Origin of the sequence: Thiocapsa rosea, from assembly GCF_003634315.1 — a bacterium.
Taxonomy (GTDB): domain Bacteria; phylum Pseudomonadota; class Gammaproteobacteria; order Chromatiales; family Chromatiaceae; genus Thiocapsa; species Thiocapsa rosea.
Map to the genome: position 1 here is coordinate 5048324 of NZ_RBXL01000001.1, position 12538 is coordinate 5060861.

Genomic DNA, 12538 nt, shown 5'->3' on the forward strand with positions numbered 1-12538 from the left:
AGGTTTGGAAGTCAGATACCGCGGCTCGTCTCCAGTGCTTCCGAGCTGGCGTCTGCGAACCCGGACCGGCTGACGGCTCGACTGATAGCGGGGTTCGTGACGTGATCGGGGTAGACCGAATCTAAGCTGTGCCCCTCCATGATGCGCCCTGCGCCGAGCCAGTAAATAGAAAGCCTCAAAAGGGGAAACATACACACGATCAGTGATTACCTAAGCTAACCGCTGCATCGTTGCGTTTACCATGACGATTAGTGCGTATTCTGCACCCTTTGCTGCAATATCCAACCGTTCAGGGACAAATTATGCCCGACAACTTCCCAGTCCCGAGGACCGCTAACGGAGCATCCGGCTACAAAATATGCTGCTCCCGATGGGCTATCGAAGACAATAGGCGTGTTAACTACTAGTAATTCTGGATTGGATGACTCCTTAAGGTCGCCGGTATATAGAGCGTTAGTTTTCCGCTTCCGGGTTGCCTCATTCAGAGAGCCTTTCGATTCTTTCCGTATCGTCGAACCTGGAAGCAAACGCACCTTGCCTTTGATATACTCAGCTTTGGCGGACGCGTCACCGTAAACTACATGTAAAGCGACGACATTGATGTCTGGAGTCTCCAGAATCGGCACATCATAGTAAGTCTTTCCTCGAGTGACTTCATCGAAACTTCCTACCCACTCGTCCCTCAGTGCGCACACCTTCAACTGAAAATCCTCTAATGCCTCTCCTTTTGACGATAAAGCTTTCAATTCTTTAAAGGTACCCGTCTCAGCAATACGCTTAGCCTCCCTCATGTAATCATTCGCGACACTGCCGAGTTCTTCCAGGATAAGCACAAAAGCTGTTTGTACGCCATCATCAGTCATTAGCGTCGCCTCTTTAAACAAGCCGAAAGCGAAAAGAAGATTCGGGAATTAGACCAACTCATGAAGAAGCTTCAGTTACAGTTAATGGGATAGACTTATTTCTAGCCCTCCATGAGATCGCAAGCGCGGATGCTCGGATCAAGCCGAAAAAATACCGAACCGATTGAGCGAGCTGCAGTCGCTCCAGGCGGTTATGGTTTCTCTACCGTCGTTGACTCCATGGCGCTCCCTTCCTCTGTGACATGCCCTATTAACTATAGCACTGGATTATCCAAGAAGAGTCTAGTACGTCACAGGCTCGCTCTCCGAGGAATCCCCCGGTCGCCGCTAGACCATCGATTTCTCCACTGACCTCCAGCACTTTCGGTTCGTTAATCCTCACTGGCAAACAAGAGCCTCGACCCTTGGGGTCTAAGCAGTTCCCGCCCCCGCGAGCCACACCCTGCCTGTTATCTCCCGGCTTTTCAGTCGATAATGCGGTCCCATGGGAACAAATCGGACTGAACCGACAGGGGCGCAAGAATGAAGATCGCAGGATTGTTCAGCGGAATCGGGGGGCTTGAGCTGCCCTTTCATGCCCGCGGTGCGGAGGCAGCGCTGCTTTGCGACATCTGGGATGCCTCCCGCTGTGTACTAGAGGAACATTTTCCGGGCGTTCCGCTGGTCGACGACATTCGCAACCTCGACACCCTCCCTGCCGGCGTACAAGTCGTCACTGCCGGGTTTCCATGTACGGATCTTTCGCAGGCCGGTCGAACGGCGGGCATCTCGGGCGACGCGTCCGGACTCGTCTCCCACGTGTTTCGGTTACTGCACGGCCGTGACATTGAATGGCTTGTACTTGAGAACGTCAGGAACATGCTGGTCTTGGACCGAGGCCGCGCCATGGCCTATTTGGTTAGCGAGCTGGAGGCATTGGGTTTTCAGTGGGCTTATCGCTTGGTCGATTCGCGCTTTTCCGGCGTGCCGCAACGTCGGCATCGCGTGTTGTTTGCCGCATCCCGTCACCACGATCCGCGGGAGGTGTTGTTCGCCGACGAAGCGGGTGAGCCGCCCGCGCAGACTTTTCGCGAGGACGCCTTCGGTTTCTACTGGACAGAGGGTCTCAGCGGCTTGGGTTGGGCCCAGGACGCCGTACCGCCGTTGAAAGGCGGCTCGACCATCGGAATCCCGTCCCCGCCGGGAGTATGGATTCCCGGCGCCGCAGTCGGACATAAACTGGTCACACCGGACATCAACGATGCCGAGGCTCTGCAGGGTTTCGATCGCGGTTGGACCGAACCGGCCATGAGCGGGAAGAAGAAAGGCCCACGATGGAAGTTGGTCGGCAATGCCGTCACGGTCGGTGTAGCAGAATGGCTAATCGACCGGCTATATCAACCCGGCTCCGTGGTGATACCAGGGCGGGAGTTGACCGACCTCGAACGCTGGCCCAATGCTGCGTTCGGGCGGGCTGGCCGTCGCTGGCTCTTCGACGCCAGTGCTTGGCCGGTTCGTCGTACCTATCAGCATCTTCTCGACGTCCTGAACCCGGATGCACTGGCACCGCTATCTCATCGCGCGGCGGCCGGTTTTCTGGCCCGAACCAAACGCTCGACGCTAACCTTTCACCCGGACTTTCTAGTCGACTTGGAAGCCCATGTCGCGGTCAAACGCGCAGAAGCGGACCGAGCGTTTGGCCAACGCGGATCGCAAGCCGCAGCCTGACCGTGACCAGCCAACAGATGCGCTGGTCCGACCTCGAACCGGAGCCGGGAATCGTGGATGCATTGGAGCATGCCGGCCCGCGCCCTGCGGACGGGAATCAAAACGAGAAACGCGGATGGAGCGAACGCTTCGCAAACGCCTGCGCGGTAACGATTGCCAACGAGTTGCGTCGGCTCCCGGTGCTTCAAAAAAAGCGGATCCTACCGCGCGACCTCAAGACAGGTACTGAGCCACTGACGCCACTCGGCGCCGGAACGTCGAAACGAATCGACGTGACTGTTGCCGATGTTCTTCTCGGACTTGAGATCGGCGTATCCTTGAAAGGGCTGAATTTTCGAGATGTTGGGAACGGGAATTTTGACAAGAACTTGACCGGTCGACTGTATGAACTCGGAGACGAGGTCAGGCTCATTCATGAACATCTACCCCACGCCTTCATGGCGGGGATCTTCTTCCTGCCGATCGAAGCGGCTGCGGACAAACAAAAAGGGAGATCCTCGTTCGCCCACACCGTCGTTAAACTTCGTGAGCGTACCGGGCGATTGGATCCTGCGTTGGCGCACCATGCCCCGCGCTGCGACATCGGTTTTGTCGGGCTTTACGCGACCGGCGATGAAGCTGGCGGCTACGCCCGCGGCGCCGTACGGTTTCTCAATGTCATGGAACGGCCACCGTTCCGCGGCCGCCCCATGTTGGAGAGCACGCAATCGTTATCCGAAGTCGTCGAGGAAACCGTAGCGCGCGCCATGGACCGCGTTCACATCGATTGGGCCGATCCCGAACCAGATGCCTGACGAACACCTGGGAAGCACCATATCAGCCGGCTGTACACGGAATCGTAGCCCTTTGCTGGTCGGAAAAAAGACGCTCAGGTGAGCTTTCAAAACTCACCCGTGGAGGCGCGTCGACCGGCGCGTAGTAGGCGTCAGGAACCTTGAGCGTGAAGTCATGAAACCGCGATACCAGATGATAAGGCCGAGGATCCTCCGCTCAGAGGGCTTGGAGCATGGCTCAGAGTGCCTTCAGAGATATAGAACAGAAGTGACCCAGGTTCGTTTCACGAGAGCTGGACGGTGCATGCGCGGTCGGCTGATACACCCGTTGGGCCATGAACCCGATTAGCACCCGTACAGGACCTAACTCAAGCCCGCCCCTTTTTTTTTACCCATTCTCGACAGCTTCGTTGTCGCGCGCGCCTCTAAGGAAGTCGCCAATGCTGATGTACGTATCGTCCGTGACGCCATGGGCGACAGGATGCTGGCAGACCACATACAGCGTCTGACCGGAGCGGCGATAGGACCAGCCCTGCTCCGCGCCTGTCAGCGGTCCTCCGGCGAGGTTTTTCCAATACTCGGGGTAAGGCGGCGTCGTACCGTACATGACAACGGCCTTCGGGCCATGGTTTGCGATGGCTCTTTGGAGTTCGGCTAGACGTCGTGGCGCGATCGCGGACAGGTAATCGTCGCGGCTTGCGAACAGGCCCTGGTGGTCCCACTCGCGGAGGCTCTTGTGCGGCAGCGGCATCAGTTCGAGCAAGGCTTCGGTTTCCGTAGCCAGCCGACTGGCCTGATAATGGCGAATGCGCTCCCTATCGACCGGCTCATCAACATAGCGCAGCGCCATGATGATGAGTCGGCGCCAGGTTCTCTGGATGGTCGGAAATGCCCAGAACCAGCGTGTTTCATGAATGCGTTCATGAAACAGGCGAATATCCAGCGTGGCGGACCGACCCAAGTCCTGCCAGGCTTGAAGACGCTCTTCGAGTGTCTCCTGTCCCGTTCCCTCCTCCATCCCGATGAACCAGAGCGGCGCGGACAGCGAGCCGTAGCCGAAGAAGTCCTGAATGTAACCTTGCAGCAGCCCGTCAGGGGTTACCGCTGGCGTTCCCTCCTCCGCCGGCATTGGACGTTCCTCTTGATCCAGCATGATGCCAGAGTCCCGATTCTCGGGTGCTGGCTGATCCGCAGTGACGCGTGGTACCGACTGCTCCTGGACGTCGACCTCTAGCCACCCGTTGCCAATGCAGTAGTCGATAAAACCTTTGCCGCCGCGCTCATGCTCATGGCCCTTGGCACAGAGCACAAGTTGCTCGTAGCTCGCCGACACGACGTCAGCTAAATGACGCTCAAGAATGCTCCAAGTTTGGACATTTTGCGGCGCCGTGATTTTCCCTACCCGACCGATGCGATACTTCACCAGCTTCGATGCGCTCGGTCGCTCGCGTATCTGATCGAGTTGCGGACTCACTGCGTCGTCACCCGTTACCAACTGGAGCTCGACAAAGTTCAGCGAGAGCTTCTTCTCGCCTGCGTCGGCAAAATATACGGTGACATATCCGCCAGCGGATGCCGCTACCTCACCGAGCCCCCAATCAGGCTTCTTCGGATGCTTCAGGCGATCACCAACGTGGAATGCCATAGATACCTCCCGATTTCCCCAGGGGGCGCAACTCGCTTGTGGTTAGAATTACAACGTTACCGCTTCCTAGAAAATTCACCGCGTCGCGAGAATCACACCTCATAGATGTAGAGATGCTTAAATCGTGGCTTACACAATTGCTGCTGCAACTTCTCGATTAGCACCAAACAGTGCCTTTTTCCTGAGCCGGTTGCGCTGGCGATGAACGGGTCTTCTGCCGGCTTTGCCGTGAGTGCGCCGTAGGCCATTATCAGTGGCTCGAAATGCGAATCCGCATGAACTCGCCAGAGCTTGTTCTGATGCCAAAAGAAGCCCGCCGGCTCGCGATTACCCCCCGAGGTTTGACCATCTAAACGGGTTTGCGCTGGGTCTGCGGCCAGTTTTGGCAGGACTACCTGTTCCATGAATGCGGAAAAACTTTTGTGGTTCATACGTCCTCGGCAGTCTCCTCGTCTATGTAGCCAACCGCAAAGCTCAGCCGCCGCGACATCAGGAGCGATCAAGTGGAGCGCCTCGTTTCAGACCCGGAGTATTTGTGCATTTTCAAGCCAAGAGTCATAGTCCACACCTTGAGTCATCGAAGGGACTTTCCTGGCGCGGAAATCCGATGTTGCCCTTCTTGAGCTCGACAAGTACTCCGCCATTTGCCCAACCCCATTGTCCTTTTCCGTACTGCGGAGAAAAGGCATCGCATGAATTGCCAAGGAAAATTGTTACATCTTTCGATTTGAGTACAACACCGTCCTTATTTGCTGTTGAAGAATATGCCACTCCAGATCCATCGGTATAGTTGCCCGCAAGTACTGGGTTACAGATGGTCGCTGCAACGATGGCTGCTACAAAAAGCTTTGGAAGCTTCACGGTAATATCTAGGTTCCTTCAACTAGCTTAAAGTTGACGGGCGCGCTGCTGTCGGCCCGTCCTATTAGAACGCAATATTAGCAACCAACGCGACCATTCTTGGCATTTGCTTTGCTGCCCAAACATATCGGGGCTCCGACTATCTTTCCCCTTGAGGCCGAGACTTTCACACACTACTTTGATTCTTCGCCCTAAAGCCGAATGAAGCTGATGAAATGGCGTGTCAGTATTAATCGCAGCCAACGCATCAATGTAGCGGCGCTGGTTTTTATGCGCCAGCTGCCTAATCACTAAGTGGGAATCAAATGGCGTATTCAGTGAGTTGACTACTTCGGTTATCGCAACATCCCAATCTTCCATATTCTCTTACCTTTAATTGGTGGGCTCTAACGACAAAGCAAAGAGCACCCGCCCACTGCGAGGCTGAGGCCAGGTACGACGCTTTCGGCGGGCGTCGCTTTGGGCGGCTTGTTAGCTCTCCTGGAAATCTAGAATAGAGAGCCGTCGCGCCAGTTCAGCCCCTCGCCTAAAGCGGCTGTTGTTCTTTCGAGTGCCTCTTCATGGGTAACGCCATTTCCGAAAGTACCGCACTCCTGACACTCGCACAGATAGAAACGCTCGCTGATTTTGGCCTTGATCATCGATTGGTCCACTGTTGCTAAGCCGCCACAGGAACGAGGTAAGGCTGCCTTGCCGGGCGCGGTCGTCGTCGGGCCGGTCGGGCGGGCCAGGGCATGCGCTCGAGCACCTGCTCGAACAAGGATGGGTGGGGTTGAGCGAAGAAGCGCTCGGCGGCCGTGGTGCCGTCGGGCCGCTTGATCGCAAAGTTGTGCAGGGCGGTCAAGACCTGCTGCTTGCGCGGGCTGAGTCGGTGATGCCCATGCTGATAGAGCGCGAGGAAGCCGTTGCGTCCCTCGACACAGGAGCTGCTGCGCTGGAACAGATCGGCACACTCCCCGGCGACCTGCTCGAGATGGTGACGGGTCTGCGGATCCAGCGACTGGATCGGGTGCGAGGGCTGCCTCAGCGGGGCGAGACGCTGCGCACTCAGTGCTCGGAGTCGATGACGGGGCTCGGCGCGGGTGCTGCGTGCGGCGACGCGCTCCAGATAAAGCGCCGGGATCAGATCGTCGAGCATCGCCTGCTCGATGGCCGGTGCCAGGTCCAGCGCCTGCACCCGGGTGTTGACCATCATGAAGAAGAAGGTCAGCGTGGCGACGAGGCTTTGAGTCAGGCGCTTCGCCTTGGCCAGATGTGCGCAGAGACGCTCGGAAAGATCCGCTTCCTCGGCGATCGCCTCCAGGCGCGCAAACAGCGTTCCCAGACGCGCCTCCAACTGCTCGGGGGTTTGCGCCTGTCCCTGTTGGATCTCGTAGGGATGATCGACCTCGCTGAACGCACCGATCAGGGCTTTGGCCTCGGCGCGGTGCGCGTGGGCCTGCTCGCGCGCAAGGCTGGCTTGGACGTAAGCGCTCAGCGCCTCGTCGATGCGCGCGGCGAACGCCGGCGGGCGCCCGGGGCCGTGGCGGCGCCGATGATAGGCCTGCTCGGCGGCGCATTCGTCTTGCCAGCGCGCCTTCGCCTCGGTCTCCGCCGTCTCGGCCTGTTGCTCGGCGCGCTTCAGCGACAGACTCATCGCCTGGCTGACCTCATGCTGCAGATGAAACAGGTCCGTGGCATGGTGTGCGCCCAGATCACGCTCGACATGCGCCAACAGCCCCTTGGCCTCATCGCTGGTGCCTTGCACCACCGTGACATTCAGCCCCTCGAGTCCACCCTCGAGCGCCCGTGTCCAGGCCGCCGCCGAGCGCTCATCGCTCCTGTGCTCGAGCAGGATGAAGTTCGAGACCGCATCGATGCCCACCAAACGCATGCCGTCTTTCCACGTCTCATCTTCGGCGATGCTCAGTGTGCGATGGGGCATGGCTTGGGCCAGCGTCCCGCGCAGTTCGGTGGCGGCGGTGACGATCTGCTCCTCCAAGCCGGCATGGAACGCCTGCTGCGCACCGTAGGAGGCGCCGATGAATGCCGACAGCCCACTGCGCTCGAGAAAATCGCAGACCACGCGCACGCCCGCGCCGCCCTGCTCGCCGATGCTCCAGTGCGCGGCAACCAGGATCCGGCGCAGCCACACCACGCCCTCGGGCGTCTCGACGAAGGCCGACAGCGCCGCCGGCGCCGATGGCGCAGGGGACGCGTTCCAGTGACGCAGGGTGCTGCGCGCCACGCCGGCGCCGCTGACCGCCGCGCGTTGACTCTGCCCATCCTGCTGGGCTTGCGCCACCGCATGCAGGTGCTTGGCGCGATCCAAGCGATCGTGGATTGGCGTGGGGCGTCGATCTGCACTAGAGTCGACACAGGCAGGAGCATCGGACAACGGCGTTTCCCTCGGTCAGTTTGCACTTCCAAGGGTACGCCTCCCCGGCGCTCCTGCCACTCCTTCAGGATGCTTGATCGCCTACCGAAACACGCGGTTTTGGACCAACCGATGATCAAGGCCCTGATTTTATAAGGAACGATTCACTAACAAGTAACGCATTTCATCTCGGGCCATTTGTATACGAAGAGCGTCACCCACTTGAAAAACAATCGACCTGCTGCGAGCATCGCTGGCGATGATCCGAACGGGAGCGATCGCACCATGAACGCATTTCCGGGTTACGGCGCAGCGCACGAGGAGACGATGCGGATGTTCTCGCGCACTCTGGACGAGGACCATCGCCGCCGCTACGCGGCGATCGAGGCGCTGAAGATCGGTTTCGGCGGCATCACCTATGTGGCGCGCGTGCTGGGCATGAGTCGACGCACGCTCTACACCGGGATTCGCGAGTTGGAGCAGTTGCGCGAAGGCGACCCGAACCACCCGCGGCGCCCGAGCGGCGATGCCAAGCGGGTGCGCCGCCCCGGCGGCGGCCGTCCGCCGATCACCGAACGCAAACCGCAACTGGAGTCGACGCTGCACGAGGTGCTCGATGCCCACAGCGCCGGCAGTCCGACCGACGAGCGGGTGCGCTGGACCGATCTCAAACCGCTGCAGTTGGCCCATCGCCTGCTCGAGCACGGGTTCGAGATCAGTCGCAATACGGCCGCCGCGTTGCTGGATCGGGCCGGCTTTCGTCGCCGCGCCCTGCGCAAGGAGTTGATCACCGGCGTGGTCGACCCGAAGGCGCGCGACGAGCAGTTCCGCCACATCGCCGCGCTGCGCCGTCTGGCGCGTCGGCGCGGTATTCCCGTGTTCAGTATCGACACCAAGAAGAAGGAGTTGCTCGGCACCCTGCATCGGCCGGGACAGTCCTACAGCACCGCACCGCAAACGGTCTTCGATCACGACTTTCGCCACCTCGCCGACGGCGTGCTGGTGCCGCATGGCGTCTACGACGTGCGCGCCAACGTCGGCTTCATCACGCTCGGCACCTCGCGCGAGACCAGCGCCTTCGTCTGCGACGCCATCGCCTTGGCCTGGACGGTGCTGTTCCGGGCGATGTATCCCAACGCGACCGAACTGCTGTTGCTGTTGGACTGCGGCGGGGCCAATGCCGCGCGCTCGCTGCGCTTCAAGGAGGACCTGATCGACCTGGCCCGGCGCTTGGGCGTGCGTCTGCGCATCGCCCACTATCCGCCCTATACCTCCAAGTGGAACCCCATCGAGCACCGCCTGTTCAGCCAGGTCGAGCGCGCCTGGCGCGGGGTCATGCTCGACAGCCCGGAGACGGCACTGCGCACCGTCGAACAGACACGCACCCAGACCGGTCTGAGCGTGACCGCGCGGATCCTCGATGCAACTTACGAGATCGGGCGCACGTGCTCCGACACGTTCCGCGACGTCAAGGATCGGTTCATTCGCCATGACTGCGTGAACGGACAATGGAACTACCTCGTCGATCCGAATGGGTTCGCTTGTTAAGATGTTTAACTTGTTTTTGAACGGTTACTAAGTATTGAGTTCCCTCAAGCCGCATTGGGGACAATCTTCGATCACTAACAAAGAACGCGCTTTTGTTTCTCTTTTTGCTTTTTCGATCATGCGCCGCAGTTCTGCGTTGGCTTTCGCATCCGCTACAGCGTACTCTCCTTCTTGTTGATTGATCTTTGCCCGAAGTGCGGGATCAAAACGGCCATTAACCCAATTTGCCGGATTTTCTTCCGGGAAATCTTCAAAATAATCCGACCATTCACCCACGTCGTTTCTCCTTGCGTCGCGTTGGTTTCTTGCTGCTGACGACCGGCCTAAAGCGGCGCCTTTGGCGCGTTTGCTCTTGGCGTGTGTTAGGTGCCTCTCGTCATTTGACGCCAAACACACGTCAGCCCCTCGTCTCCGTTCGTATGTCGTTTTGTTTCTTCATGCAATACAGCATCGTTAAGTACGGTGGGTATAACGGTATTGGATCAGACCGCGCCTCAACCGTACTCTCGGTTTGGAAATTCTTTCCCAATGGACCGACGGTATCCCTATTACTCGCTTGTGCCCATCCAGTGGCGGGGCCAGCGATTTCCTTGGGGAAAACAATGGTGTGTGTATGAGACGGCAAATTCTGCGGTTTCAGCGCAAAGCTATCTAAGCCTCTTAACTCACGAAATTTAAGATCCCTTGTCTTTGTTCCGCTTTCCAGGGTCGCCTGTCCCATTCCAAATATTACGCGCCCGGCTGCAGGCATGAATGGTGCCCACCCGCCAGGGCATTCTTCTTCGTTAAAGGCAATAACGGCTCCCGCAGGGACCCCGCCTGCTAATTCCTGGAAGCGTGGCTTAAGATATAGCCACCACGGCCTTGATCATCGGTTGGTCCAAAACCGCGTGTTTCGGTAGGCGATCAAGCATCCTGAAGGAGTGGCAGGAGCGCCGGGGAGGCGTACCCTTGGAAGTGCAAACTGACCGAGGGAAACGCCGTTGTCCGATGCTCCTGCCTGTGTCGACTCTAGTGCAGATCGACGCCCCACGCCAATCCACGATCGCTTGGATCGCGCCAAGCACCTGCATGCGGTGGCGCAAGCCCAGCAGGATGGGCAGAGTCAACGCGCGGCGGTCAGCGGCGCCGGCGTGGCGCGCAGCACCCTGCGTCACTGGAACGCGTCCCCTGCGCCATCGGCGCCGGCGGCGCTGTCGGCCTTCGTCGAGACGCCCGAGGGCGTGGTGTGGCTGCGCCGGATCCTGGTTGCCGCGCACTGGAGCATCGGCGAGCAGGGCGGCGCGGGCGTGCGCGTGGTCTGCGATTTTCTCGAGCGCAGTGGGCTGTCGGCATTCATCGGCGCCTCCTACGGTGCGCAGCAGGCGTTCCATGCCGGCTTGGAGGAGCAGATCGTCACCGCCGCCACCGAACTGCGCGGGACGCTGGCCCAAGCCATGCCCCATCGCACACTGAGCATCGCCGAAGATGAGACGTGGAAAGACGGCATGCGTTTGGTGGGCATCGATGCGGTCTCGAACTTCATCCTGCTCGAGCACAGGAGCGATGAGCGCTCGGCGGCGGCCTGGACACGGGCGCTCGAGGGTGGACTCGAGGGGCTGAATGTCACGGTGGTGCAAGGCACCAGCGATGAGGCCAAGGGGCTGTTGGCGCATGTCGAGCGTGATCTGGGCGCACACCATGCCACGGACCTGTTTCATCTGCAGCATGAGGTCAGCCAGGCGATGAGTCTGTCGCTGAAGCGCGCCGAGCAACAGGCCGAGACGGCGGAGACCGAGGCGAAGGCGCGCTGGCAAGACGAATGCGCCGCCGAGCAGGCCTATCATCGGCGCCGCCACGGCCCCGGGCGCCCGCCGGCGTTCGCCGCGCGCATCGACGAGGCGCTGAGCGCTTACGTCCAAGCCAGCCTTGCGCGCGAGCAGGCCCACGCGCACCGCGCCGAGGCCAAAGCCCTGATCGGTGCGTTCAGCGAGGTCGATCATCCCTACGAGATCCAACAGGGACAGGCGCAAACCCCCGAGCAGTTGGAGGCGCGTCTGGGAACGCTGTTTGCGCGCCTGGAGGCGATCGCCGAGGAAGCGGATCTTTCCGAGCGTCTCTGCGCACATCTGGCCAAGGCGAAGCGCCTGACTCAAAGCCTCGTCGCCACGCTGACCTTCTTCTTCATGATGGTCAACACCCGGGTGCAGGCGCTGGACCTGGCACCGGCCATCGAGCAGGCGATGCTCGACGATCTGATCCCGGCGCTTTATCTGGAGCGCGTCGCCGCACGCAGCACCCGCGCCGAGCCCCGTCATCGACTCCGAGCACTGAGTGCGCAGCGTCTCGCCCCGCTGAGGCAGCCCTCGCACCCGATCCAGTCGCTGGATCCGCAGACCCGTCACCATCTCGAGCAGGTCGCCGGGGAGTGTGCCGATCTGTTCCAGCGCAGCAGCTCCTGTGTCGAGGGACGCAACGGCTTCCTCGCGCTCTATCAGCACGGGCATCACCGACTCAGTCCGCGCAAGCAGCAGGTCTTGACCGCCCTGCACAACTTTGCGATCAAGCGGCCCGACGGCACCACGGCCGCCGAGCGCTTCTTCGCTCAACCCCACCCATCCTTGTTCGAGCAGGTGCTCGAGCGCATGCCCTGGCCCGCCCGACCGGCCCGACGACGACCGCGCCCGGCAAGGCAGCCTTACCTCGTTCCTGTGGCGGCTTAGCAACAGTGGACCAATCGATGATCAAGGCCGCCACCACCCAGTAGCCGCAAATACCAAGGCAAAAACGATGAAGCCGACTAACC

Annotated in this window: 11 protein-coding genes; 4 read left to right on the top strand and 7 right to left on the bottom strand. The window is 59.9% G+C overall.

Annotation, left to right across the window (positions count from 1 at the left end; all coding sequences use genetic code 11):
* Positions 1 to 248: 248 nt before the first annotated feature.
* On the bottom strand, positions 249 to 863 hold the full coding sequence (locus BDD21_RS22465) for a DUF4357 domain-containing protein (RefSeq protein WP_147431192.1): 615 nt from the start codon (positions 861 to 863) through the stop codon (positions 249 to 251).
* A gap of 522 nt (positions 864 to 1385) precedes the next feature.
* On the opposite strand from BDD21_RS22465, the gene BDD21_RS22470 reads away from it, so the two are divergent.
* Entirely contained in the window at positions 1386 to 2570 is a 1185-nt protein-coding gene (locus BDD21_RS22470) for a DNA cytosine methyltransferase (protein ID WP_120799066.1), read from the top strand.
* 2 nt (positions 2571 to 2572) lie between these two features.
* Complete coding sequence (locus tag BDD21_RS22475; RefSeq protein ID WP_147431193.1) at positions 2573 to 3364, top strand: hypothetical protein; 792 nt, start codon at positions 2573 to 2575, stop codon at positions 3362 to 3364.
* A gap of 367 nt (positions 3365 to 3731) precedes the next feature.
* On the opposite strand, the gene BDD21_RS22480 is transcribed toward BDD21_RS22475, so the two are convergent.
* From BDD21_RS22480 to BDD21_RS22490, 5 genes are all read right to left on the bottom strand, one after another.
* On the bottom strand, positions 3732 to 4988 hold the full coding sequence (locus BDD21_RS22480; protein WP_120799068.1) for a DUF3553 domain-containing protein: 1257 nt from the start codon (positions 4986 to 4988) through the stop codon (positions 3732 to 3734).
* Between the two features lie 92 nt (positions 4989 to 5080).
* Positions 5081 to 5419, bottom strand: a complete 339-nt coding sequence (locus BDD21_RS22485; protein WP_120799069.1) for a hypothetical protein — start codon at positions 5417 to 5419, stop codon at positions 5081 to 5083.
* A gap of 124 nt (positions 5420 to 5543) precedes the next feature.
* Complete coding sequence (locus BDD21_RS27595) at positions 5544 to 5849, bottom strand: hypothetical protein (RefSeq protein ID WP_147431194.1); 306 nt, start codon at positions 5847 to 5849, stop codon at positions 5544 to 5546.
* A 488-nt stretch (positions 5850 to 6337) separates the two neighbouring features.
* Positions 6338 to 6490 carry a hypothetical protein gene (locus tag BDD21_RS28045; protein ID WP_170164863.1) on the bottom strand — a complete coding sequence of 51 codons (153 nt, stop codon included), beginning with the start codon at positions 6488 to 6490 and terminating at the stop codon, positions 6338 to 6340.
* Between the two features lie 17 nt (positions 6491 to 6507).
* Complete coding sequence (locus BDD21_RS22490) at positions 6508 to 8160, bottom strand: DUF6399 domain-containing protein (protein ID WP_120795595.1); 1653 nt, start codon at positions 8158 to 8160, stop codon at positions 6508 to 6510.
* A 330-nt stretch (positions 8161 to 8490) separates the two neighbouring features.
* Between BDD21_RS22490 and BDD21_RS22495 the strand changes: the two genes are divergently transcribed.
* Positions 8491 to 9753 carry an ISAzo13 family transposase gene (locus BDD21_RS22495; protein ID WP_120799872.1) on the top strand — a complete coding sequence of 421 codons (1263 nt, stop codon included), beginning with the start codon at positions 8491 to 8493 and terminating at the stop codon, positions 9751 to 9753.
* 27 nt (positions 9754 to 9780) lie between these two features.
* Here BDD21_RS22495 and BDD21_RS22500 read toward each other — a convergent pair whose 3' ends face one another.
* Entirely contained in the window at positions 9781 to 10029 is a 249-nt protein-coding gene (locus tag BDD21_RS22500; protein WP_120799070.1) for a hypothetical protein, read from the bottom strand.
* A gap of 773 nt (positions 10030 to 10802) precedes the next feature.
* Here BDD21_RS22500 and BDD21_RS22505 point away from each other — a divergent pair.
* Positions 10803 to 12455: a DUF6399 domain-containing protein gene (locus tag BDD21_RS22505; protein WP_120795595.1), complete on the top strand. Its 1653-nt coding sequence runs from the start codon at positions 10803 to 10805 to the stop codon at positions 12453 to 12455.
* Positions 12456 to 12538: the final 83 nt, after the last annotated feature.

What these genes read in the sequence shown, in the direction of transcription:
- BDD21_RS22465 (WP_147431192.1), bottom strand. Translation starts at nt 863, where the DNA reads ATGACTGATGATGGCGTACAAACAGCTTTTGTGCTTATCCTGGAAGAA.
- BDD21_RS22470 (WP_120799066.1), top strand. Translation starts at nt 1,386, where the DNA reads ATGAAGATCGCAGGATTGTTCAGCGGAATCGGGGGGCTTGAGCTGCCC.
- BDD21_RS22480 (WP_120799068.1), bottom strand. Translation starts at nt 4,988, where the DNA reads ATGGCATTCCACGTTGGTGATCGCCTGAAGCATCCGAAGAAGCCTGAT.
- BDD21_RS22485 (WP_120799069.1), bottom strand. Translation starts at nt 5,419, where the DNA reads ATGAACCACAAAAGTTTTTCCGCATTCATGGAACAGGTAGTCCTGCCA.
- BDD21_RS28045 (WP_170164863.1), bottom strand. Translation starts at nt 6,490, where the DNA reads ATGATCAAGGCCAAAATCAGCGAGCGTTTCTATCTGTGCGAGTGTCAG.
- BDD21_RS22495 (WP_120799872.1), top strand. Translation starts at nt 8,491, where the DNA reads ATGAACGCATTTCCGGGTTACGGCGCAGCGCACGAGGAGACGATGCGG.